Origin of the sequence: Streptomyces sp. NPDC001852, assembly GCF_042891825.1 — a bacterium.
Classification (GTDB): Bacteria; Actinomycetota; Actinomycetes; order Streptomycetales; family Streptomycetaceae; genus Streptomyces.
On record NZ_JBIATN010000011.1, the window covers coordinates 283,748 to 304,673 of the forward strand.

Sequence of the window (20,926 nt, forward strand, 5' to 3'; positions counted from 1 at the left end):
GGGGCCTTACGAGACGGCTCCCAGCTGGCGCATCTGTGAGAGGACATCGACCACGCCCCAGATCTCGGCGATCCGGCCGCCCTCGAAACGCAGGATGAAGATCTCGCCGTAGGTGACGGACCTGCCGGTCGGCGCCATGCCCTGGTACTCCCCCCGGTGGGTCCCGGTCACGGTGTTCCTGGACACGACCTTGTCCCCTTCGGCGATCACGTCCTCGACGGCGACGTGGATGTCGGGAAACGCACGGAGGAGCACGGTCCACACCTGCTTGAGCGCCTGTGCTCCCGTGCTGCCCATCGGCACCGGTGTGTGGAACAGAGCGTCCGGCGCCACGAGTTCATCGATCACCTTGGAGATGATCTCCGGATCCCTGGTGCTCACCGCGTCATGCAAACGCGTGGCCGTCGCCTTGTTGCGCGTTGCCTCATCGGTCGACATACGACTTCTCCTCAGGTCGGTACGGACGTGCGGGACGGGCCTCCACATCGAGCCTCCTCCGCCCCCCACAGCCGACTGCACACATCCGACGAACCGGCGCGCCGGAATGTGACACCTCCGAGCGGCGTTGCCCGATATTCCGTTGAGGATCCCGGGGACGGACCGTAGGGTCACCGGCATGTCTCTGCGTCTTCACATGCGTCAAGCCCTGCGAGAAGCGATGCGTGCCCGGGACAAGGTCGCGGTCAGCGCCCTGCGTGCCACGCTTGCCGCCGTGGACAACGCCGAGGCGGTACCGGTGGGCCCGGCCGAGCTGCGCGGCTCGGCCATCGAGCAGGTGCCGGTCGGTGTCGGTACCACGGAGGCTGCCCGGCGTGAGCTGAGCGAACAGCACATCACCGACATCGTGCGGGCCGAGGTCGAAGAACGGCTCGCGCTCGCGGCGCAGTTCACGGCCCCCGCGCAGGCCGACCGGGCATCGCAACTCCGCGCGGAGGCCGCCGTTCTGCTCCTGCTCCTCGACTGATCCGGCACCCCCGGGCCCCTCGCCATCATGCGCCGTCTCAGACGGTCGCCGCAGACGCCGCGCGGAGCGGGGCGAGTGCCTGCGCCCACGCCAGCAGCTCGTCGACCAGCCCGTGCACCTCGGGCACGCGCAGTTCCTGCGGGCGGAAGTCGGTGAAGTTCACGAAGTCGTCGCGCAGCGACAGCGCCACCTGCGGTCCGATGTCCGCCATGCGCAGCACGCCCGCCTGGGCACGCAGCTTCTGCACCGCCATGACCGCACCGAAGACGCCGTAGCCCACGTAACCGACCGGTTTGCCGCCCCACTCGTCGTGGAGGTAGTCGATGGCGTTGGTCAGGGAGGCCGGGGGGCCGGCGTTGTATTCGGGTGTGACGACGATGAAGGCGTCGTACGAGCCGATGGCCTCGGCCCATCGCCTGGTGTGCGGTCGCCCGCCCGGCGCCATGCGCGGCGGTACCGCCTCGTCGAGCAGCGGCAGCGCGTGGTCCTGGAGGTCCACGAGCTCGAAGTCCGCTGCGTCCCCGGCGTGTTCGGCAGCGAGGTCGCGTACCCACTCGGCCACCCGGTCGCCCTTCCGGCCGGGGCGGGTGCTGGCGATGATGACGCCGGTCCTGATCATGTCCGGTTCTCCTGTTCTGCTTCCTGTACGAAGCTCCGTGTGGTGGCCGGGTCCGACGGTTCCGGTCCGGTCAGGTCCCGGCGAGCCTGCTGTGCTTCGCGCAGCAGGGCCCAGGCATCCGCGACGGGGCCCAGGTGGCCGAGCTTGTCGGGGTTGCTGACCGTGCGGATCGTCTGGATCCGTCCGTCGAGGATGTCGAGGGTCCAGATGTTGACCACCTTGCCGTCGCGGTCGCGGAAGACCGCACCCGGCCGGCCGTTGACCTGGCGTGGCTCCACGACGCCACCGATGCCCAGGAACGGCAGGAGGAGTTGGCCGAGCATCTGGCACATCTGGTCGACGCCGTTGATTCCCCCGGCCCACTGCGGGGCGCCTCCATGTGGTGGCGCGCGCGTACGGCGAGCTGACGGCAGGCCGCCTCGGAGCGTCCCACGGCGGCCGCGATGTCGGGGAAGCCGAAGGCGAACACGTCCCGCAGTACGAAGACGGCCCGTTCGAGGGGGCTGAGCCGCTCCAGCAGGAGCAGGGACGCCATGGACAGCGAGTCGGCCAGTTCCGCCGAGTGCGCCGGGTCCTGGTAGGGGTCGGTGAGCAGTGGCTCGGGGAACCACGGTCCGACGTATGCCTCGCGCCGCACCCGGGCCGAGCGCAGCACGTCGATCGAGATGCGGGTGACCGTGGCCGAGAGAAACGCCCTGGTCGACGTCGGCCGGGTCGCGGAGAGGTCGTAGCGCATCCAGGTCTCCTGGACCGCGTCCTCCGCCTCGGCCACGCTGCCCAGGATGCGCAGTTGCCGGCCGAGCTCGCGTTTGGCCCGGCCGTTGGAGAAGCCGCGGCCCTCGGTCATCATCGTGACCACGACCTCCCCGGCCAGCAGCCGGGCCGGCCACTTCGGCACCCGCATCGGAGGCTTGGCACCCGCACACGCCCCCAGGTACGGCAGCCATGCGCTCGCCGGGGCGGGTTCGTCGTCGACGATGTTGAACGCGCCCCTCGCCCGCTGCTCCACGGCGAGCACGGTGGCGCTCGCCGCGTCGTCCAGATGCACCCACGAGGCGTACCCGGTGCCGTCCCCGACCAGCGGGAACTGCCGTTTGCGGACGAGTTCCAGCTGGTCGTCGGTGGCGCCCGGCCCGTAGAACCCGCCGTAGCGCAGGATCGCGCCGCCGGCCCTGCCGACCGCGTCCTCGACGTGCCGCAGCGCGGCCATCGCCACGTACGCGGGCGTCCCCTCGTGCAGGTCCAGCGGGTCGTCCTCGGTCTTCACCCATCCGCCCTCACGGATTCCGTTCCAGTTGGCACAGCCCTGGGCGACGAAGTGGCGTACACCGGTGGCCCCGGCCGCCGCCAGCAGGTGGTCGGATCCCTCGGTGCGCAGCCGGATGGTGGGCGCGGCCCACCGGTCGAAGTGCCTCAGATCGGGTCTTCCTGCGTGCGCGAGGCTGATCCCGGTCATCTGGTGCACGATCACGTCCGGCCGGGCTGCCGCCACCGCCGCACCGACGGACACCGCGTCCAGTCCGTCCAGGACGACGGCTTCCGCGCCCAGTCTCTCCGCCAGGGCGAGCTTGGCCGCGCTCGTCGTCGTGGCCGTCACCTGGTGGCCCCGGGCCACGAGCTGCGGTACGAGCCGCCGCCCGAGCACCCCGGTACCGCCCGCCACGAACACCCGCATGGCCATCACCTTCCTGATCCCAAGTCGTTCTCCGGGATCTGGGACGAGACAGCCCGGTCGTCTGTGACATGGGGGACGTGTCCTGGACACCGGAGGCAGGCAACGGACGTTCACCCGTGGCGACTTCGGCGTCTGCGGTCGTCTTCCGCCGTCTTCCTGGTACCGGGGGACTCCCCTCCCTCGGGGGAGCCCGGGAGCCAGCGGCTCGCGCGGCCGACGGCGCGGCCGGCGGCCGGACGGCGTCTGTTCACTTCAGGATGTTGACCGCCCGGGCGACCACGAGGACCACGGTGACCAGGGACACGGAGGACTGCAGCATCATCAGCATCTTGGCCCAGCGGGACAGCGGCATGACGTCGGTCGGGCTGAAGGCGGTGGCGTTGGTGAAGGAGAGGTAGAGGTAGTCCAGGAACGCAGGTTCCCAGTCCGGCGGGGCCAGCTCCGGGCTCTGCATCTGCACGAAGAGGAAGTCGGGGAACTGGTGCTGTCCCCTGACCCGGGCCATGGGGCCGCCCCGGTCCCACTCCCAGTACCACAGGGCGAACACGATGACGTTCGTCACCCAGATGACACCACCGGTCAGCAGGAGCGGGACCGCGCTGTCGCCCCCTTTGCCGCTCACCAGTTCCCCCACGAGCCGGACCGCAGCCCAGCCGTTGGCCAGGCTGATGACGCCGGTCAGGGCCAGGCCCAGGTACCGCAGCAGGCGGGTACGGGGCTCCACACGCCGGGGATTGGCCGCGATCAGTCCGGCCAGCAGCACCAACTCCAGTGCGGGCAGGGCCCAGACCGTGCGGAGGAGAATGAGGCGGTGCGGCAGGATCAGCTGCAGGGCGACGGCCGCGAGGATGACCGCCGTCACCGTCCACCGCGGCTCACCGCGGGTCGCCCGGCGCCAGGCGGGGACCAGTTCGCGTTCACCGCTCTCCAGCAGCTGCTCGATCCTGGCCAGTCGGCTCCGGGCGTCAGCCATGTCGTCGTTCATGACGAGGATTGTCCCGGCCGCGTGGGCGTCGGCGGGAGCCGGGACCCGTCGAGCCGCTCGTCCGAGTCGCCCGAACGGCAGCACTCCGAGGAGCGGCCGCCGGCAGGTCGGGCGGGGCGCTCGTCCCCCGCCGGGCGGGCCACGCCGGGCAGGCGCGGGCCCACGGGAAGGCGCCGATGGCCGGGGAGAGGTAGGTGAGCCTCAGCAGCGCGAGCACCGCCGGCACGGCGAGGCTGACCCGTAGCGCGGCGCGATCCACCAGCAGGACAGCCAGAAGGCGGCGTACGAGCAGAACGCCGTCTCCCTTCGCCGCTCGGACCGCACGTCTGCCCCGGTCAGGGCTCGCGGTGCTCGTGGGCCGCCTGCTCCAGCGCCTCCGCCTCGGCCTGGGCGATGCGTGTCTCGGCAGCCACGTCGATCGAGCGGGTCAGCCACCAGTACAGCAGCGCGGCGACCGGAAGACCGATGAAGAACGAGATGTCGGCTCCGTCCAGCGCCTTGGCGGCGGGACCCACGTACAGGGTGCCGACGGAGAAGAACGGGATCATGACGGCGAAGCCGACGAGGTAGGAGATGATGCCGTGCCAGCCCCAACGGCCGTAGAGACCGTGCGGGTTGAAGATCTCCGCGATGGCGTAGTGCCCGCGGCGCACCACGTAGTAGTCCATCAGGTTCACCGCGGTCCACGGGATGAACAGGTAGAGCACCAGCAGCAGGAAGTTGTTGAAGTTCTCGAGGAAGTGGGAGGTCGCGGCCAGTGCACCGACCAGGGACAGGGCCGCGGTCAGACCGATGGTCAGCAGGCGCACACCCAGTGTCGGACGCACCCGCTTGAACGAGTCGATGCCGCTGATGAGGGTCAGCGAACCGCCGTACATGTTCAGCGCGGTGACGGACACCAGGCCCAGGGCGGCGAAGAGCAGCACGATCGCGCCGAAGCCGTCGAAGACCTTGTCACCGGCCGCGTTGATCGACTTGATCGTCTCGAAGTCCTTGCCGGCCCAGGCGGCGAGCAGCGTGCCGAGGACCATGAGCCAGATGCCGCCGAGCGCGGAGCCGAAGTACGTCCAGTAGAAGGTCTTGCGGACCGTCACGTCCGGCGGGAGGTAGCGCGAGTAGTCCGAGACGTAGATGGCCCAGCTGATCTGGTAGCCGGCGACCACGCCGAACTGCGCCAGGAACGGCGTCCACTTGAAGGCGCCGAGGTCGAAGGAGCCCGCAGGGTAGTGCAGGGTGACGAGGACACCGACGGTGAAGATCCCGAAGACGACCAGGAAGGTGTACGTCAGTATCCGCTCGGCCTTGTGGATGATGTCGTAGCCCACCAGCGCGATCACGAGTGCGACCACGGTGACCACCACCACCCACAGCTTGACGCTGCCGTGCAGGGTGGTGTGCAGGGAGTCGGCGGCCAGGATGCTGTTGAAGATGTTGAAGCCCGCGTACTGCACATAGGCGAAGAGCCATACCAGGAGGGCGCCGACGTATCCGAACTGGGGGCGCGACTGGATCATCTGCGGCAGGCCCAGCTGGGGTCCCTGTGCCGAGTGGAAGGCCATGAAGAAGGTGCCGATGACGGTGCCGGCTACGATGGCCAGCAGGGACCAGATCAGGTTGCCGCCCCCGGTGATGCTGATGAGCCCCACGGCCAGGGTCGCGATCTGGGCGTTGGACATGAACCACAGCGGGCCCAGGTGCCAGAGCTTGCCGTGCCGCTCGTCCAGGGGGACGTAGTCGATGGACCGGACCTCAAGGCCGGACACCCTTGGCTCAGCTGATGTGCTCATAACGCCTCCCGGCGGCCGGTCTGTCTCTGGGACACATTGTGATCCGGCGTGGGCCCTGTGACGAGTGGTGTGACACAGGCAGCGAAAGGCCACGAGCGGCGATGAGGCGAGGTCGGCCCCTCGGTTCGATGGGCTGCCGCCGTTCGCGGTCACCGTGTGCGATGACGGGTCAGGTTCGATGGGCCGCCCCCGCCGTGCTCAGGTGCGGTGCAGTGCGTCCGACAGGCGGACGAAGCGGTGGCCCCTGGCCAGCAGGTGGGGGACGGCGCTCGCGATGCCCCGCGCGGTGCCGCCCTCGGGGTGGTTCATGTGGCACAGGACGATGGATCCGGCCTGAGCCGAGGCGACGGTGGTGTGCACCTGCTCGGCGGTGAAGGTGGCGCCGCCGTCACCGTTGACGGAGAAGCTGACGAAGCGTTCCCCGAGATCGGTGACGATGCGAGCCGCGACGTCGTCGCAGTACGCGGTGCCCGACCGGAAGAAGCGCGGTGGGGCGCCCAGCAGTCGGGTCAGCTTGGCCCGGTTGCCGGCGATCTCGTCGTACACCTCGCCGGCGCCACGGGTACCGGGAATGCCGTACGCGGAGCGACCGGTGACGGACAGCGGGCGGTGCCGGGTGCCGTGGTTGGCGATCTCGAACAGCGGGTCCGTGGCCAAGCGGTGGAACTCCGCCGGATTGGCGTCGATCCAGCGGGAGTTGATGAAGAGTGTCGCCGCAATGTGCCGTGCGCGGAGGAAATCGACGAGCGCCTGGTCATAACCGCTGCCGCCCGGGCCGCCGCATGCGTCGAAGGTCAGCGCGATGGCGCGGGTCGTGCGCGGCAGGGAGTGCACCACGCCCGGGGCGTCGAAGCCCCAGGTGTGCGGCACGCTGCGCCCGTAGCGGGCGACGATCGCCGCGCGGGTGACGGGAGGCCGCGTGGCGGAGGCAGTGGCCGAGGGTACGGCACTGGAGGTGGGCGGGATCGCCGCGCCCGAACCTGTCCCCGCCGGACCGGAAGAGGAGGCGGCGCCGCCATTCTTCGCGCCCGCGCAGCCGGCGAGCAGTCCCCCCGTCATGGCGGCGAGCACCGCACGGCGACCAGCCGTCATCCGTTCTCCCAGACCTGATCGAGGGCCGTCACCATCGACAGCCGCCCATGACGGCAACCGTATGCAGCGGACCGTCCGTCACCGTGAAGACACCGGTAAGAGATCACCGAGAATCGGGCGCGAGTCGGCGCACGGTGGCGCTACCTGCCGTTCCCGCCTCCTGGCAGCCCCCTGACCGGGTGCCGCCGTGCGTACGACCAGGTCACCGCCGTCATCAGAAGGGGTAACGGCGAGGAGTGGGGCGTAAGCGAGGGCCCACACGGTGCGTGGTGTGCCGCTCGCGAGATTCGTTCGGCTGTCCATGCGGGCCGTCGCCCGACGCGCCCGGAGGGGGGCGGGCGAGAGGGGACGGGAAGGAGGGGGCGTAGTCGTTCTGGTCATGACGAACATGCTGCTCGGGGCGTGCCACCTGCGCGTCGTCCGCCACGTCCGACCGTCTCCGGCGGAGCGCAGCTGCCGCCGCCCGGTGGGGCTGGGCGGCCTCCGCCGTGTCGCTGCGCCGGTACAACGGGGCGCGAGGCGGCGCGGAGGCGTTCCGCCTCCCCACGCACGGCCGGACACTCGGGGTGCGGGACATCGTCGGCAGAGTTCCGGCATGCGGGCCGTCACCGCCGCCCTGGGCGACGATGCGGCCGAGTCCTCCCGGCACCACGGCTACCTCGAGAGGGTGTGCGGGATCGTGACCGTCCGTGGTCATGTCAGCGTCGGCCCGCGCGCCGAACTGCTCACCGACCTCGGCACGGCGAAGGCATCTCGAACCGGACCGGACCGGTCCTGCGCAGGGCAGGACCCGGCCCGTGTCCGCTCGGCGCGGGCTGTCAGCCCTGTCGTGCCTTGAAGCGGGGGTTCTTCTTGTTCACGACGAAGACCACCCCGCGGCGGCGCACCAGCTGGGCGCCGGGCCTGGACTTCAGCGAGCGCAGGGACTTGCGACCTTCATGACTGGGTTCTCCTCGTGCTCAGGGGCATGGCCGGCCGACGAGCCCTCCACGTCGATCAGCGGGCAGGGGATGCCCTCTTCCCGGACGACGGTCATCGACGCGGTGGCGGGCGACCGCGTCGTACGGCGTGCTTCAGCGTTCCTCGCGGAACGCGACGTGCCGGCCGGCGACCGGGTCGTACTTGCGCAGGACGAGGCGGTCGGGGTCGCTCAGACGGTTCTTGCGCGTCACGTAGGTGACGCCGGTACCCGCCGTCGACCTGAGCCTGACGACGGGACGCACGGTACTGCGTGCCATGAGAATCTCCCTTCAGCCCATGCCGGGGATGACCCGAGCATGTCGGCCACCCGTGCAACCGTGCGGGTCGCTCCGGCATTCCCGGTGCTGTCTTGCGGCCGCCCGCAGAAGCCCGCCGGCCCGTGGTCGCCGTTGGCCACCGGCGAGCGCCCGCACCGTAGCGCCGTACCGCCGTACCGCCGTACCGCCGTAGGGACAGGTCACACGTCCCGCCTCCTGACGACCAGCACGGCGACGACGACCGCCATCAGTGGCCACAGCCCGTACACCGTCCAGGAACCGGTAACCGTGGCACTGAACCCGCGGGAGTCCGGATCGGGGTCCCAGTTCTGGACCAGGCGCTGCCAGGCGGCGACGACCATCATGTGGTTGGCGTCGGCGGACCACCGCCTGCTCTGCGAGAAGACGGTCGGCAGCATCAGCAGCGTGAAGGCACAGGTGGCCATGGTCGCGGCACTGTGCCGGATCAGTACGCCCAGGCCCAGCCCGGCCAGTGCGCAGATGGGCGCGAGCAGCGCGGATGCCACGAGCGCCCGCGGCACACCGGGATGCGTGATCGGGACGCCCGCGTGCCGTCCGTTCAGGATGGCCTGGGAGACGAGGAAGGAACCGGTGGCGACGACTGTGCCGACGGCGGTCCACAGTGCGGTCGTCACGGTCGCCTTGGCCAGTACCACCGCGCCGCGGGCGGGGACGGCCACGAGGGTGGTGCGGATCAGGCCGCTGCTGTACTCGCTCACGATCGTGATGGCGCCGACGCTCCCCGCGACGAGCATCAGCGTCATGTACCCCGGCTGCGGAAAGGCGTCGAAGGGCAGGAAGTCGGCGGGGCCGTGCGGGCTCGTGCCGGCGGCCGCCAGGTTGTGGCGGTCCGCGAGTGCCGCCACGGCGGCGGAACCGATCACGAACAGGCCGGCGAGCGCGATCGTCCACCAAGTGGAGCGCAGGGACCGCGTTTTGATCCATTCTGCGGCGATCAGGTCACCGAAGCGGACGGGCGAGGGCATGGTGAGCGTGGTCATCGCGGTTGTCCTGCCAGGTATTCGACGCTGCCGGCGGTGAGTTCCATGAACGCCTCCTCCAGTGAGGCTGTGTGCGTGGTCAGCTCGTTCAGCGGGATCCGGTGTTCCAGAGCGAGCGCTCCGATGCGGTCCGCCGGCAGGCCGGTCACGGCGAGTCTCCCGGCGACCGCCGGGCCCTGCGGCTCGGCCGATGCGCCGGCTGCGTTCAGGACCGCCGCCAACTCCGCGGCCCGCGGGCTGGCCACCACGACACTGTGGCGGGCGCTGCGGGCCGCGAAGTCCTCCACCGACTCGGCGGCGATCAGCCGGCCCCGGCCGATGACGACCAGCTGGTCGGCGGTGTTCTCCATCTCCGACATCAGGTGACTGGAGAGGAAGACCGTACGTCCCTCGGCGGCCAGTCGCCGGAAGAGGCGCCGTACCCAGAGAACGCCTCCCGGGTCCATGCCATTGACCGGCTCGTCGAACATCAGCACCGGTGGATCGCCCAGCAGGGCGGTGGCGATACCGAGCCGTTGCTTCATGCCGAGCGAGAAGCCACCGATACGCCGCCTCGCGGCCTCGGCCAGCCCGACCTCCTGCAGCACCTCCTCGACCCGGCGCGGCGGGATGCCGTTGCTGCGGGCCAGTGCGGACAGGTGGGCTGTCGCGCTGCGTCCGCCGTGCACCTGACCGGCGTCCAGCAGTGCACCGACGTGCCGCAGCCCTCGCGGGTGGCTGCGGAAGTCGGCCTCGCCGACCGAGGCGGAGCCTGCGGTGGGTTTGTCGAGGCCGAGGATCATTCTCAGGGTGGTGGTCTTGCCGGCTCCGTTGGGGCCGAGGAAGCCCGTGACCTGTCCCGGCCGCACGGAGAAGGTCAGGCGCTCCACAGCCGTCTTGTCGCCGTAGCGCTTGGTGAGTTCGTTGACTTCGATCACGGCGACAACGGTGCCCGGAGGCGCCCGGTGCGGGCATGAGGCCGTGGACGGCAAAGGCGCGCCGCGAGTTGGCCCACGGGTGTACGTCCCGGGGCCGATGCCGTCGGCCGGGACGGCTGGCTAGTCTCGCGGCATGACCACCACCGGCCACCCGGCCGCCACCGCGTCCTCCGCGACGCCGCGCAACCGCCAGAACGGCCCACCGGGGGTGACGAGAGCGACGCCCATGGCCTGGGCGGGAGGCGTTCTGTACGTCTTCCTGCTGCTGGTCCTGGCGTCGGGCGCGCCACGGGACACGGGCCCCCTTGTCGCCGTCGGGTCGCTGCCGGCGGTGAGCCTGCTCGTCGGGGTGCTGCGCCGGGCGCCGCTGACGGCCCTGGTGCTGGCGCTCCTCGGGGCCACCGCCGTGGTGGTCGTCCCCAAACGCACCACCCCTGTGAGCCTGACGCTGTCCTATCAGAGCCAGTTCCTGGCGTACCTGGCGGCGGACCTCGTCCTGGGGTACGTCGTCGCCACCTGCGGGCGCCGGGTATCCTCCGTCGCCGTATCCCTGGCCTTCGGCGTGCAGTTGCTGGCGATCGGCCTCTTCGCGCACGGCCCGGACTTGATGATCGTCGACGGGGTGATCGGTCTTCTGGTGATGGCCGCGTCCTGCATGCTCGGGCTGCTGAACCGCGAGCGCCGCGAGCACGCGGTGACGCTGCGCGCGCAGGAGGTGGCCGAGGCGGTCACCGCCGAACGGCTGCGGATCGCAAGGGAGTTGCACGACATGATCGCGCACTCGGTCGGCATCATCGCGATCCAGGCGGGGGTGGGCAGCCGGGTCATCCGTACGCAGCCCGACGCGGCCCGCGACGCCCTGCAGACCATCGAGAGCACCAGCAGACAGACCCTGTCCGGCCTCCGGCGCACTCTGGTGGCACTCCGTCAGGCCGAGCCGGACCCGGCGACGGCACCACGAGCGGCGCTCGCGCCCTCGCCGGGTCTCGCGGACGTCGAACGACTGGCGGCGGCGACGGCACAGGCGGGGGTGAGGGTCGAGGTGCGCGTCAGCGGGGAGCGGCGGCCCCTGCCGGCCGATGTCGATCTGTCGGCCTACCGTATCGTGCAGGAGGCGCTGACCAACGTGGTCCGCCATGCGGGTACCGGGCACTGTGCGGTCGCCCTCGACTACGGGAACGAGGAGCTGTCCGTGGAGGTCGTCGACGACGGGCGCGGTGTCCCCGGGGACGGCCCGGACCACGGCTTCGGCATCGTCGGCATGCGGGAGCGGGCCGCCCTGCTGCACGGCCGGTTCAGCGCCGGCCCGCGTCCCGAGGGCGGCTTCCGGGTGGTGGCCCGGCTGCCGCTGCCCGAACCCGCGGGCGTCGCGCTGGAGAACCGATGAGCATCCGGATCGTCCTCGCCGACGACCAGCAGTTGGTGCGGTCCGGACTGCGGGTGCTCATGGCCGACCACCCCGACCTGGAGGTCGTCGGCGAGGCCGCCACCGGCGAGGAGGCCGTCGAGCAGGTCCGGCTGACCCGCCCCGACGTCGTGGTCATGGACATCCGGATGCCCGGCATGGACGGCATCGAGGCCACGCGCTGGATCACGGCCGGCCACGCGTCGACCCGCGTGCTGATGCTGACCACGTTCGACGAGGACGACCATGTCCACGGCGCGCTCCGGGCCGGGGCCAGTGGCTTCGCGGTCAAGGACATGGCGCTGGACGACATCCTCGCGGCGATCCGCGTGGTCGCCGCCGGCGACGCGCTGATCGCGCCGAGTGTGACACGTCGTCTGATCGCGGACTTCGTCGCACGCCGGACGGCCCCTCCGGAGCACTCCGCGCGACGGCTCGAGGGCGTGACCGAGCGGGAACGGGAAGTGCTGACCCTGGTCGGACGCGGGCGGTCCAACACCGAGATCGCGCAGGACCTCTTCATCACGGTGGCCACCACCAAGTCACATGTCTCCCGACTCCTCGCCAAACTCGGTGCCCGGGACCGCGTTCAGCTCGTGATCACCGCGTACGAGACGGGTCTGGTCACGCCGTCGAACCCAGCGCCGTACGACGATGCCGGGGAAACGCGGCCGGGGGCTGCCCCCGCCCTTCCGGGTTCTGCTTCGGTCGACCGGTGATGCGTTCATACTGATCCCGGCCGCCGAGGGCAGGGAGCAGGAGAGATGACCGAACATCCCGAGGATCCCGGTACGGCCCCGCTGTCGGGGCTGTTCGAGGCGGAGCGCTCCGCGGAGATCGTCGCCGCGAGTTTCGCCGGCACGAGCGACGAACGGCTGAAGGAGATCCTCACCTCCCTGGTGCGGCACACGCACGCCTTCGTCAAGGACGTCGGACTCACCGGCGAGGAGTGGGCGGCGGGCATCCGCTTCCTGACCGAGACCGGGCAGAAATGCGACGACACCCGGCAGGAGTTCATCCTGCTGTCGGATGTGCTGGGTGTGTCGATGCTGGTGGAGACGCTGAACCACCCGGCCGACGGGCAGTTCACCGAGTCGACCGTCGAAGGCCCCTTCCACCTGGTCGACTCGCCGCCGCGTGCCCTCGGCGACACCATCGACGAGGCCGGGCAGGGCGGCGAGCCCTGTCTGGTCACCGGCCGGATCACGGACGCCGACGGCCGGCCCGTGGCGGGCGCGAGCGTCGACGTGTGGCAGGCCGACGCGGACGGCTTCTACGACGTGCAGCGGCCCGGCGAGGTCCCGGACCGCAATCTGCGCGGCCTGTTCACCGCCGACGAGGACGGCAGGTTCTGGTTCCGCACCGTCGTGCCGCGCTACTATCCCATCCCCACCGACGGCCCGGTCGGCGGGCTGCTGAAGGCCACCGGACGCCATCCCAACCGGGCTGCACACATCCACCTCGAGGTGTCCGCGCCGGGCGTCCGCACCCTGACCACGCATCTCTTCGTGGCCGGTTCCCCCTACCTGGACTCCGACGCCGTCTTCGGCGTCAAGGAAAGCCTGATCCGCACCTTCGCGCAGGTCGACGACCCCGCCCGGGCGGCCGAGCACGAACTGCCCCATCCCTTCCGTCACGTCGACTTCCCCATCGCCGTCCAGCGCGAGGTCCAGTCGGGCGCGGAGTGACACTCCCTGGAGGTACGAGCATGTCCGAGCACGTCCTCGGGGACGTCACCGTCCACGAGACGCTGCCCTGCCGGGTCCTCGTCGGCGCCGGGGCCCGCCGTGCCGTCCCCGAGGAGACCCGGCGGCTCGGCTCCGGCCGGGTGCTGCTCCTCGCGACGGGATCGGCCCGGGCGGCAGCCGACGAGCTGGCCCGGGCTCTCGGCTCCCGTCTGGCGGCGCGGTTCGACGGGGCCGTCGTCCACACCCCGGTCGCCGTCACCGAGGAGGCGCTGGACCTGTTGCGGCAGGCCGACGCCGACGGCCTGGTGGCGATCGGCGGCGGCTCCGCCGTCGGCCTCGGCAAGGCGCTGTCGGTGCGCACCGGGCTGCCGCAGGTGGCCGTCCCCACCACCTACGCCGGTTCGGAGGTGACCCCCGTCCTGGGCGAGACGAAGGACGGTGTGAAGACGACCCGACGCGACCCGGCCATCGCCCCCGGCACGGTCGTCTACGACCCGGAGCTGACCCTCGGCATGCCGCCGGGGCTGACTCTGGCCAGTGCCCTGAACGCCCTCGCCCACGCGGTGGAGGCCCTGTGGGCTCCGAACGCGACCGCCGCGAGCGACGCCCTGGCGACCGAGGCCGCCGACGGCATCCTCGGCGGGCTCCCCGCAGTGCTCGCCGACCCCTCGGGCCTGCCGGGCCGCACGCGTCTGCAGCAGTCCGCCTGGCTGGCCGGCCTCTGCCTGGCCCAGACCCGCATGGGCCTGCACCACCAGCTCGCGCACGTCCTCGGCGGCACCTTCGATCTGCCGCACGCCGAACTGCACGCCCTGCTGCTCCCGCACGTCCTGGCCTTCAACCTGCCCGCCGCGCCGAGGGCCGCCGCCCGGCTGGAACGGATCACCGGCGGCGACCCGGTGGCGGTCGTGGGCGGCCTGGCCCGCAGTCACACCGGGCCGACCAGGCTGCGCGCCCTCGGTGTGCCGAGGGAGGGGCTGCGGCCCGTCGCCGAGCGGGTCGCGGCCCAGCCCTACCCGAACCCTCGTGCACCGGACGCGGAGTCGGTGACGCTGCTGCTGGAGGCGGCGTGGTGACCGGCGGGAATCACCGGGGCGACAGACCGAGAAGGCGCCGGCGTCCGGTCCGGGACGGTGCGCCGGCCGCGCTTCTCGGCGTGGTGCAGGCCGCGATGCTGCTCGCGGGCTGAGGCGGGCGAAGAGTCCCCGGGTGCGGTCGTCAGGATGCCCTGCGCCGCCGCCTGATCGGTTCTCCCACCCGGTGCATGTGGGCGAGGGCCTCGCGGTACGACCGGATCAGGCCGGTCTCGTGGTACGGCACGCCGATCTCCGCGCAGTACGCGCGGACGACGGCCTGGGCCCGGCGCAGATGGGGGGTGGGCATGCTCGGGAACAGGTGGTGCTCGATCTGGTAGTTGAGCCCGCCGAGCAGCACGTCCGTGAGCCGGCCGCCGCGGACGTTGCGGGAGGTGAGGACCTGGCGGCGCAGGAAGTCGGGCCGTTCGTCGCCGCTGAACGTGGGCATGCCCTTGTGGTTCGGTGCGAAGGTGCAGCCGAGGTAGACGCCGAAGAGGCACTGGTGCACGAAGAGGAACGCGACCGCCTTGCCGGGCGGGAGCACCAGGAACAGTGCGGACACATAGGCCGCGAGGTGAAGGAGCAGCAGGCCGGCTTCCAGGACCCGGTGCTTCATGGCCGGCGAGCGCAGCGCCCGCACGCTCGCGACGTGCAGGTTGAATCCCTCCAACGTCAGCAGGGGGAAGAACAGCCACGCCTGGTGTCCCCCGATGAGGCGGGCGAGGCCACGGCTCGCGCGGGCCTGGGCGGTGGACCACACCAGGATGTCCGGGGCGACATCCGGGTCGAGTTCCTCGTGGTTGGGGTTGGCGTGGTGGCGGGTGTGCTTGTTCATCCACCAGCCGTAGCTCATGCCGATGCCGAGGTTGCCGAAGAGCCGGCCCCACGTCTGGCTCGGCCGACCGCGCCGGAAGACCTGACGGTGCGCCAAGTCATGGGCTACCAGGGCGACTTGGCCGAACATGAAGGCGAGGAAGGCCGCCACCGCCAGCTGCCACCAGGTGTCGCCGAGCGCGAGGAAGGTGCCCCAGCCCGCCGCCAGCAGCGCGGTCACCAGGGTGAGCCGCGCCGTGTAGTAGCCGGGGCGCCGCTTCAGCAGGCCGGCCTCGGTGACACGCCGGGACAGCCGCGCGAAGTCGCTGCCGGCTTCGGAGCCGGCCGTACGGGAGCGGGCGGCCGGCGCCTCGGCGGCGTCCGGGGCATGCGTGGAAATCGTCATGCCGTCGAGTCTCGGCGCGCCCGTTCGGTGACAACAGCCGGTCAGGCCCCCGACCGGACGGGGGGCTTTCCCTACGCCGCCGCAGGGTGTTGCCCCCCTGCCGAGCCGCTGACCTCAGCCCTCCCGGGAGGGCCGGCCGGCGAGGAGTTCGAGCGTGTCGACCACGCGGTGGGAGAAACCCCACTCGTTGTCGTACCAGGCGACCACCTTGACGTGCCGGCCGTCGACGCGGGTCAGGGCCGAGTCGAAGATCGAGGAGGCCGGATTGCCGGTGATGTCGGAGGACACGAGCGGGTCGTCCGAGTACTCGAGGATGCCGGCGAGCGGGCCCTCGGCCGCGGCGCGGTACGCCGCCAGGACGTCGTCGCGGGTGACGTCGCGTGCGACGCTCGTGTTGAGTTCGACGATCGAGCCCACCGGAACGGGCACGCGGATCGAGTCGCCGGACAGCTTGCCGTCGAGGTTCGGCAGCACGAGGCCGATCGCCTTGGCCGCGCCCGTCGTGGTGGGCACGATGTTGACGGCGGCGGCGCGGGCACGGCGGGCGTCGCGGTGCGGACCGTCCTGCAGGTTCTGCTCCTGCGTGTAGGCGTGCACGGTGGTCATGAAGCCGTGCTCGATCCCGGCGAGTTCGTCCAGCACGGCGGCCAGCGGCGCGAGCGCGTTGGTGGTGCAGGAGGCGTTCGAGACGATCGTGTGCAGGTCCGGCTCGTAGGCGTCGGTGTTGACCCCGTACGCGAGCGTGACATCGGCTCCGTCGGACGGCGCGCTCACGAGCACCTTCTTCGCCCCGGCGTCGAGGTGTGCCCGGGCGGCCTTCGCCGCGGTGAAGCGGCCGGTCGCCTCCAGGACGATGTCCACACCGAGGTCGGCCCACGGCAGTTGGGACGGCTCGCGTTCGGCGAGGACGGTGATCCGGCGGCCGTCGACGACGAGGGCGTCCCCGTCGACGGTCACGGGACGGCCGAGCCGGCCGGCCGTGGTGTCGTAGGCGAGCAGCCGTGCGAGGGTGGCGGGCTCCGTCAGGTCGTTCACGGCCACGACGTCGAGGGCGCTGCCGCGTTCGAGCAGGGCGCGCAGCACGTTGCGTCCGATGCGGCCAAATCCGTTGATGGCGATGCGAGTCATGAGTGGTGTCCCTTCGGCTTCCCTCGGTTCCCCACCAGCGTCGCGTGCCGCATCCGTGCGTGACCGTGTCGAGAGCGCCATGGTTCGCAAGGATCGCGCCAGGCGCGACAGCGGCTATTCGCCCTGGGTGAAGGTGCGCCGGTATTCGCTCGGGGTGGTGCCGAGGATCCGCTGGAAGTGGGTCCGCAGATTCGTGCCGGTGCCGAGGCCGACGTCGGCGGCGATCTGCTCGATGCTGCGCTCGGAGCGTTCGAGCAGCTCCCGGGCCAGGTCGATGCGGGCGCGCATCACCCACTGCATGGGCGTGTACCCGGTGTCCTCGACGAAGCGCCGGGAGAGCGTGCGGGGCGAGACCGCGGCGTGCCGGGCGAGCGCCGTGAGGGTGAGGGGCTCGCCGAGGCGGTGCAGCGCCCACTCGCGGGTCGCGGCGAACCGTTCGCCGAGCGGCTCGGGCACGCTTCGCGGCACGTACTGGGCCTGGCCGCCGCTGCGGTAGGGGGCGGCGACCAGGCGCCGCGCCGCGTGGTTGGACACGGCGACCCCGAGGTCCTTGCGCAGGATGTGCAGGCACAGATCGATGCCGGAGGCGGCGCCGGCCGAGGTCAGCACGCTGCCCTCGTCGACGAAGAGCACGTTCTCGTCGACCTGGACCAGCGGGTGCTTCGCGGCGAGGGCCCGCGAGTAGTGCCAGTGTGTCGTCGCCCGCTTGCCGTCGAGCAGTCCCGTGGCCGCGAGCGCGAAGGCCCCCGTCGAGATGGCGGCGAGCCGCGTGCCCCGGGCGTGGGCGGCGAGCAGCGCGTCGACCACGGGCCGCGGCGGATCCTCGCGGTCCGGAAACCGGTATCCCGGGATGAAGACGAGGTCCGCCCACGCGAGCGCGTCGAGCCCATGGGCGACGTGGTACGACAGCCCGTCACCGCCCGCCACGAGCCCGGGCTCCGCCCCGCACACCCGCACCTCGTACGGCATGCTCGCCCGTGTCGTGAACACCTGCGCGGGGATCCCGACATCGAGCGGTTTGGCGCCTTCGAGCACCAGGACGGCGACGCGTCGCAGACGGGGGGACAGCACGGAGACAGGGTACGAGAGGCTCAGGCGACGCCGTCGGGAGCGACGGAGGAGAGGCGGAGTTCCAGTTCGAGCTCCTGACGGATCCGGCATCGACCACGAATCCCGGCAGGGCGGTCGTGTCGCGACGCCCCGACTCATCGAGACGGCACCGCCCCAGCCGGCGGTGAACAGCTCACACAGCCAGGCCAAGTCCCCGGCGGTGACCGGTTCCACGAGGGCAGGCGTACGACGGCGGGCCCCGTCGGAGGTGAACCGACGGGGCCCGCTGTCCAAGGTGGCTGCGGCCGGTGAGCGGGGTCAGTCCGTGCCGGACTCCATCGCGGCACGGTCCAGCGCCACGTCCTCCTCCGAGACCTCGCCACGGGAGGCGATCGCCTCGGCGCCGCCCTGGGGCATGGCGCCGATCAGCCCCGTGGAGGCGGCCTGGGCCGCGCCGATCAGGGCCGGGTGCTCGGTGCCGACCATGCCCAGACCGGCGTACTGCTCGAGGCGGGCGCGGGAGTCGGCGATGTCGAGGTTGCGCATGGTGAGCTGGCCGATCCGGTCCGACGGACCGAACGCGGAGTCCTCGGTGCGCTCCATGGACAGCTTGTCCGGGTGGTAGCTGAACGCCGGGCCCGTGGTGTCGAGGATGGAGTAGTCCTCACCGCGCCGCAGCCGCAGCGTCACCTCGCCGGTGACCGCGGCGCCGACCCAGCGCTGCAGCGACTCGCGGATCATCAGCGCCTGCGGGTCCAGCCAGCGGCCCTCGTACATGAGCCGGCCGAGCTTGCGGCCCTCGTTGTGGTACTGGGCGAGGGTGTCCTCGTTGTGGATCGCGTTGACCAGCCGCTCGTACGCCGCGTGCAGCAGGGCCATGCCGGGGGCCTCGTAGATGCCGCGGCTCTTGGCCTCGATGATCCGGTTCTCGATCTGGTCCGACATGCCGAGCCCGTGCCGGCCGCCGATGGCGTTGGCCTCCATGACCAGCTCGACCGGCGAGGCGAACTCCTTGCCGTTGATCGTCACGGGGCGGCCCTGGTCGAAGCCGATCGTCACGTCCTCGGCGGGGATCTCGACGGCGGGGTCCCAGAACCGCACGCCCATGATCGGCTCGACCGTCTCGAGGCCGGTGTCCAGGTGCTCCAGGGTCTTGGCCTCGTGGGTGGCGCCCCAGATGTTCGCGTCGGTGGAGTACGCCTTCTCCGTGCTGTCGCGGTACGGCAGGCCGTGCGCGAGCAGCCACTCGGACATCTCCTTGCGGCCGCCCAGTTCGGTCACGAAGTCGGAGTCCAGCCAGGGCTTGTAGATCCGCAGGTGCGGGTTGGCGAGCAGGCCGTAGCGGTAGAACCGCTCGATGTCGTTGCCCTTGAAGGTGGAGCCGTCGCCCCAGATCTGTACGTCGTCCTCGAGCATCGCCCGCACCAGGAGGGTGCCGGTGACGGCGCGGCCGAGGGGCGTGGTGTTGAAGTACGCCCGCCCGCCCGAGCGGATGTGGAACGCGCCGCAGGCGAGCGCGGCCAGCCCCTCCTCGACCAGGGCCGCACGGCAGTCGACCAGGCGCGCGATCTCGGCACCGTAGGTCGTCGCACGGCCGGGTACCGAGGCGATGTCGGGCTCGTCGTACTGGCCGATGTCGGCGGTGTAGGTGCACGGGACGGCACCCTTGGCGCGCATCCACGCGACGGCGACCGAGGTGTCGAGGCCGCCGGAGAAGGCGATACCGACGCGCTCGCCGACCGGAAGGGAAGTGAGGACCTTGGACATAGGAAGAGTATGCATCATTCCGCATGCCCATGCATAGCCCATCCCCGCAATCGACCCCGACCGGCCCCTTCCGCCGTCTCACCCCGGCCGGCCGCGACAGCTGGACTCCCGGCAGGACCGAGGGCGGCACGCCGCAGTCGAGCCCTCCGACCGCCACCCCGGACTGCGCGCCCCGGCGGACCGGCTCGCCAGGAGCGACGGCGCAGCCCTGCGCGCTCGCCTGCGTCGGCAGTCATGAGCCTCCTCGCTCCGGCCTGGCGAGCGCCCGCCGCCCGCGCGAGCATGGAACGGCTACTCACCACCCGCGAACCACCTCCGGCCCGCCGAGGGAGAAGGAGATCCGGTCATGCCCACGCCCAGTACCGCCCAGTCGTTGCGGACCACCCCGGAAGGCCTGCTCTGGGAGCCCAGTGAGCGTTGGGTGCGCGGCCGCAAGGGCGATGTCACCGTGGTCGACAGCCGCCACCCCGTGCTCGTGTGGGAGCCCGGCGTCCCCGTGCCGCTGTACGCCTTCCCGCGCACGGAGGTCCGCGAGGACCTGCTGCTGCCGGCGAAGAACCCGCCGGTCGGCGCTCACACCGGGTCGACGGTCTTCTACGACCTCGCAGTGGACGGCGAACTGCTGGAGAACGCGGCGTGGGCCTTTCCCGCCGACGATCTGGCGGGACACATCGCCTTCGAGTGGTTCCAGCGCACCGGCCGGGGCCTGGACCACTGGTACGAGGAGGAAGAGGAGATCTTCGTCCACCCCCGCGACCCGCACAAACGGGTCGATGCCCTCCCCAGCAGCCGGCACGTCGTCGTCGAGATCGGCGGCCGGGTCGTCGCCGACACCCGCCGTCCGGTACTCCTGTTCGAGACGGGCCTGCCGACCCGCTACTACCTCCCCCGCGAGGACGTCCGCCTCGACCTGTTCCGGCCCAGCGACCGCCACACCGGCTGCCCCTACAAGGGCACCGCCGAGTACTGGTCCTGGCACGGGGAGCACGGCGGGTCGGACGTTCCGCCCGACGTCGTGTGGAGTTACCCCGAGCCGCTGCCCGCGGTGGGCGCGATCAAGGGGCTGCTCGCCTTCTACAACGAAGTCGTCGACATCACGGTGGACGGTGAGCGCCTCGAACGCCCGGTCACACCATTCACCAGGACGCCGCGCTAGGTGTGCTGACTGGACAGGTTGGTGACGCGGCTGGCTGGTGTTCGGCCGCCGATGCCGGTGTGGGGTCGGTGGTAGTTGTACCAGTCCAGCCAGTCGGGAAGCGCTGCCTGCCGCTCGGTATCTGAGGTGTAGGGCCGC

At 71.3% G+C, this 20,926-nt stretch carries 21 protein-coding genes and 2 pseudogenes; 7 read left to right on the forward strand and 16 right to left on the reverse strand.

Features of this window, described 5'->3' with window-relative positions; all coding sequences use genetic code 11:
• Window positions 1-6: 6 nt before the first annotated feature.
• Window positions 7-438, reverse strand: coding sequence for an ester cyclase (locus ACFYZB_RS21330; protein ID WP_388760756.1), 432 nt, complete (start codon window positions 436-438; stop codon window positions 7-9).
• A gap of 220 nt (window positions 439-658) precedes the next feature.
• On the opposite strand from ACFYZB_RS21330, the gene ACFYZB_RS21335 reads away from it, so the two are divergent.
• Complete coding sequence (locus ACFYZB_RS21335; protein WP_388760835.1) at window positions 659-964, forward strand: hypothetical protein; 306 nt, start codon at window positions 659-661, stop codon at window positions 962-964.
• Between the two features lie 37 nt (window positions 965-1,001).
• Here ACFYZB_RS21335 and ACFYZB_RS21340 read toward each other — a convergent pair whose 3' ends face one another.
• The 6 genes and pseudogenes from ACFYZB_RS21340 to ACFYZB_RS21365 all read right to left on the reverse strand — a co-directional run bounded on the left by ACFYZB_RS21340 (window position 1,002) and on the right by ACFYZB_RS21365 (window position 7,122).
• Window positions 1,002-1,583, reverse strand: a complete 582-nt coding sequence (locus ACFYZB_RS21340) for an NADPH-dependent FMN reductase (protein ID WP_388760759.1) — start codon at window positions 1,581-1,583, stop codon at window positions 1,002-1,004.
• Window positions 1,580-2,430, reverse strand: a pseudogene (locus ACFYZB_RS21345) (sigma factor-like helix-turn-helix DNA-binding protein). Before ACFYZB_RS21345 ends, ACFYZB_RS21340 begins: the two are co-directional and overlap by 4 nt.
• A gap of 141 nt (window positions 2,431-2,571) precedes the next feature.
• A pseudogene (locus ACFYZB_RS21350) lies at window positions 2,572-3,264 on the reverse strand (NAD-dependent epimerase/dehydratase family protein); the annotation flags it as partial.
• A 241-nt stretch (window positions 3,265-3,505) separates the two neighbouring features.
• Window positions 3,506-4,243, reverse strand: coding sequence for a hypothetical protein (locus ACFYZB_RS21355; RefSeq protein ID WP_388760762.1), 738 nt, complete (start codon window positions 4,241-4,243; stop codon window positions 3,506-3,508).
• Between the two features lie 335 nt (window positions 4,244-4,578).
• The gene (locus ACFYZB_RS21360) at window positions 4,579-6,030 is read right to left on the reverse strand and encodes a purine-cytosine permease family protein (protein ID WP_388760764.1); all 1,452 of its coding nucleotides are present in this window, start codon (window positions 6,028-6,030) and stop codon (window positions 4,579-4,581) included.
• 198 nt (window positions 6,031-6,228) lie between these two features.
• Window positions 6,229-7,122, reverse strand: a complete 894-nt coding sequence (locus tag ACFYZB_RS21365) for a polysaccharide deacetylase family protein (protein ID WP_388760767.1) — start codon at window positions 7,120-7,122, stop codon at window positions 6,229-6,231.
• 595 nt (window positions 7,123-7,717) lie between these two features.
• On the opposite strand from ACFYZB_RS21365, the gene ACFYZB_RS21370 reads away from it, so the two are divergent.
• Window positions 7,718-7,960: a hypothetical protein gene (locus ACFYZB_RS21370; protein ID WP_388760770.1), complete on the forward strand. Its 243-nt coding sequence runs from the start codon at window positions 7,718-7,720 to the stop codon at window positions 7,958-7,960.
• On the opposite strand, the gene ACFYZB_RS21375 is transcribed toward ACFYZB_RS21370, so the two are convergent.
• The 4 genes from ACFYZB_RS21375 to ACFYZB_RS21390 all read right to left on the reverse strand — a co-directional run bounded on the left by ACFYZB_RS21375 (window position 7,941) and on the right by ACFYZB_RS21390 (window position 10,299).
• Window positions 7,941-8,045: a 50S ribosomal protein L36 gene (locus ACFYZB_RS21375; RefSeq protein WP_388760838.1), complete on the reverse strand. Its 105-nt coding sequence runs from the start codon at window positions 8,043-8,045 to the stop codon at window positions 7,941-7,943. The genes ACFYZB_RS21370 and ACFYZB_RS21375 overlap by 20 nt on opposite strands.
• Window positions 8,046-8,195: 150 nt before the next feature.
• A complete protein-coding gene (gene rpmG, locus ACFYZB_RS21380) occupies window positions 8,196-8,360 on the reverse strand; it encodes a 50S ribosomal protein L33 (protein ID WP_351208260.1) in 165 nt (54 codons plus the stop codon).
• A gap of 200 nt (window positions 8,361-8,560) precedes the next feature.
• Entirely contained in the window at window positions 8,561-9,382 is an 822-nt protein-coding gene (locus tag ACFYZB_RS21385; RefSeq protein ID WP_388760774.1) for an ABC transporter permease, read from the reverse strand.
• Complete coding sequence (locus ACFYZB_RS21390; RefSeq protein WP_388760777.1) at window positions 9,379-10,299, reverse strand: ABC transporter ATP-binding protein; 921 nt, start codon at window positions 10,297-10,299, stop codon at window positions 9,379-9,381. Before ACFYZB_RS21390 ends, ACFYZB_RS21385 begins: the two co-directional genes overlap by 4 nt.
• 133 nt (window positions 10,300-10,432) lie before the next feature.
• Here ACFYZB_RS21390 and ACFYZB_RS21395 point away from each other — a divergent pair, with 133 nt between their 5' ends.
• From ACFYZB_RS21395 to ACFYZB_RS21410, 4 genes are read left to right on the forward strand one after another with little or no spacing between them, the layout of a single operon-like run.
• Complete coding sequence (locus ACFYZB_RS21395) at window positions 10,433-11,686, forward strand: sensor histidine kinase (RefSeq protein ID WP_388760780.1); 1,254 nt, start codon at window positions 10,433-10,435, stop codon at window positions 11,684-11,686.
• On the forward strand, window positions 11,683-12,423 hold the full coding sequence (locus ACFYZB_RS21400; protein WP_388760783.1) for a response regulator: 741 nt from the start codon (window positions 11,683-11,685) through the stop codon (window positions 12,421-12,423). The genes ACFYZB_RS21395 and ACFYZB_RS21400 overlap by 4 nt, the downstream gene beginning before the upstream one ends.
• Before the next feature lie 45 nt (window positions 12,424-12,468).
• Entirely contained in the window at window positions 12,469-13,392 is a 924-nt protein-coding gene (locus tag ACFYZB_RS21405; RefSeq protein WP_388760786.1) for a dioxygenase, read from the forward strand.
• A 20-nt stretch (window positions 13,393-13,412) separates the two neighbouring features.
• Window positions 13,413-14,468: a maleylacetate reductase gene (locus tag ACFYZB_RS21410; RefSeq protein WP_388760789.1), complete on the forward strand. Its 1,056-nt coding sequence runs from the start codon at window positions 13,413-13,415 to the stop codon at window positions 14,466-14,468.
• Window positions 14,469-14,610: 142 nt separating this feature from the next.
• On the opposite strand, the gene ACFYZB_RS21415 is transcribed toward ACFYZB_RS21410, so the two are convergent.
• The 4 genes from ACFYZB_RS21415 to argG all read right to left on the reverse strand — a co-directional run bounded on the left by ACFYZB_RS21415 (window position 14,611) and on the right by argG (window position 19,632).
• Window positions 14,611-15,687: a fatty acid desaturase family protein gene (locus tag ACFYZB_RS21415; RefSeq protein WP_388760792.1), complete on the reverse strand. Its 1,077-nt coding sequence runs from the start codon at window positions 15,685-15,687 to the stop codon at window positions 14,611-14,613.
• A gap of 114 nt (window positions 15,688-15,801) precedes the next feature.
• Entirely contained in the window at window positions 15,802-16,815 is a 1,014-nt protein-coding gene (gene gap, locus ACFYZB_RS21420) for a type I glyceraldehyde-3-phosphate dehydrogenase (protein WP_388760794.1), read from the reverse strand.
• Between the two features lie 114 nt (window positions 16,816-16,929).
• Window positions 16,930-17,886 (reverse strand): GlxA family transcriptional regulator, encoded by a 957-nt coding sequence (locus tag ACFYZB_RS21425; protein WP_388760797.1) that lies wholly within the window; start codon window positions 17,884-17,886, stop codon window positions 16,930-16,932.
• Window positions 17,887-18,183: 297 nt separating this feature from the next.
• Window positions 18,184-19,632, reverse strand: coding sequence for an argininosuccinate synthase (gene argG, locus ACFYZB_RS21430; RefSeq protein ID WP_388760799.1), 1,449 nt, complete (start codon window positions 19,630-19,632; stop codon window positions 18,184-18,186).
• Window positions 19,633-19,978: 346 nt separating this feature from the next.
• Here argG and ACFYZB_RS21435 point away from each other — a divergent pair, with 346 nt between their 5' ends.
• Complete coding sequence (locus ACFYZB_RS21435) at window positions 19,979-20,788, forward strand: DUF427 domain-containing protein (RefSeq protein ID WP_388760802.1); 810 nt, start codon at window positions 19,979-19,981, stop codon at window positions 20,786-20,788.
• Here ACFYZB_RS21435 and ACFYZB_RS21440 read toward each other — a convergent pair.
• The coding region (locus ACFYZB_RS21440) for an integrase core domain-containing protein (protein WP_388760841.1) at window positions 20,785-20,926 on the reverse strand (142 nt) is incomplete at its 5' end. The two genes, ACFYZB_RS21435 and ACFYZB_RS21440, sit on opposite strands and share 4 nt — an antisense overlap.

Coding starts and splice junctions, on each gene's coding strand:
- ACFYZB_RS21340 (WP_388760759.1), bottom strand. CDS start 1,583: ATGATCAGGACCGGCGTCATCATCGCCAGCACCCGCCCCGGCCGGAAG.
- ACFYZB_RS21385 (WP_388760774.1), bottom strand. CDS start 9,382: ATGACCACGCTCACCATGCCCTCGCCCGTCCGCTTCGGTGACCTGATC.
- ACFYZB_RS21335 (WP_388760835.1), top strand. CDS start 659: ATGCGTGCCCGGGACAAGGTCGCGGTCAGCGCCCTGCGTGCCACGCTT.
- ACFYZB_RS21365 (WP_388760767.1), bottom strand. CDS start 7,122: ATGACGGCTGGTCGCCGTGCGGTGCTCGCCGCCATGACGGGGGGACTG.
- gap (WP_388760794.1), bottom strand. CDS start 16,815: ATGACTCGCATCGCCATCAACGGATTTGGCCGCATCGGACGCAACGTG.
- ACFYZB_RS21330 (WP_388760756.1), bottom strand. CDS start 438: ATGTCGACCGATGAGGCAACGCGCAACAAGGCGACGGCCACGCGTTTG.
- ACFYZB_RS21360 (WP_388760764.1), bottom strand. CDS start 6,030: ATGAGCACATCAGCTGAGCCAAGGGTGTCCGGCCTTGAGGTCCGGTCC.
- ACFYZB_RS21395 (WP_388760780.1), top strand. CDS start 10,433: ATGACCACCACCGGCCACCCGGCCGCCACCGCGTCCTCCGCGACGCCG.
- ACFYZB_RS21405 (WP_388760786.1), top strand. CDS start 12,469: ATGACCGAACATCCCGAGGATCCCGGTACGGCCCCGCTGTCGGGGCTG.
- ACFYZB_RS21355 (WP_388760762.1), bottom strand. CDS start 4,243: ATGAACGACGACATGGCTGACGCCCGGAGCCGACTGGCCAGGATCGAG.
- ACFYZB_RS21415 (WP_388760792.1), bottom strand. CDS start 15,687: ATGACGATTTCCACGCATGCCCCGGACGCCGCCGAGGCGCCGGCCGCC.
- ACFYZB_RS21435 (WP_388760802.1), top strand. CDS start 19,979: ATGCCCACGCCCAGTACCGCCCAGTCGTTGCGGACCACCCCGGAAGGC.
- ACFYZB_RS21410 (WP_388760789.1), top strand. CDS start 13,413: ATGTCCGAGCACGTCCTCGGGGACGTCACCGTCCACGAGACGCTGCCC.
- ACFYZB_RS21370 (WP_388760770.1), top strand. CDS start 7,718: ATGCGGGCCGTCACCGCCGCCCTGGGCGACGATGCGGCCGAGTCCTCC.
- argG (WP_388760799.1), bottom strand. CDS start 19,632: ATGTCCAAGGTCCTCACTTCCCTTCCGGTCGGCGAGCGCGTCGGTATC.
- ACFYZB_RS21400 (WP_388760783.1), top strand. CDS start 11,683: ATGAGCATCCGGATCGTCCTCGCCGACGACCAGCAGTTGGTGCGGTCC.
- rpmG (WP_351208260.1), bottom strand. CDS start 8,360: ATGGCACGCAGTACCGTGCGTCCCGTCGTCAGGCTCAGGTCGACGGCG.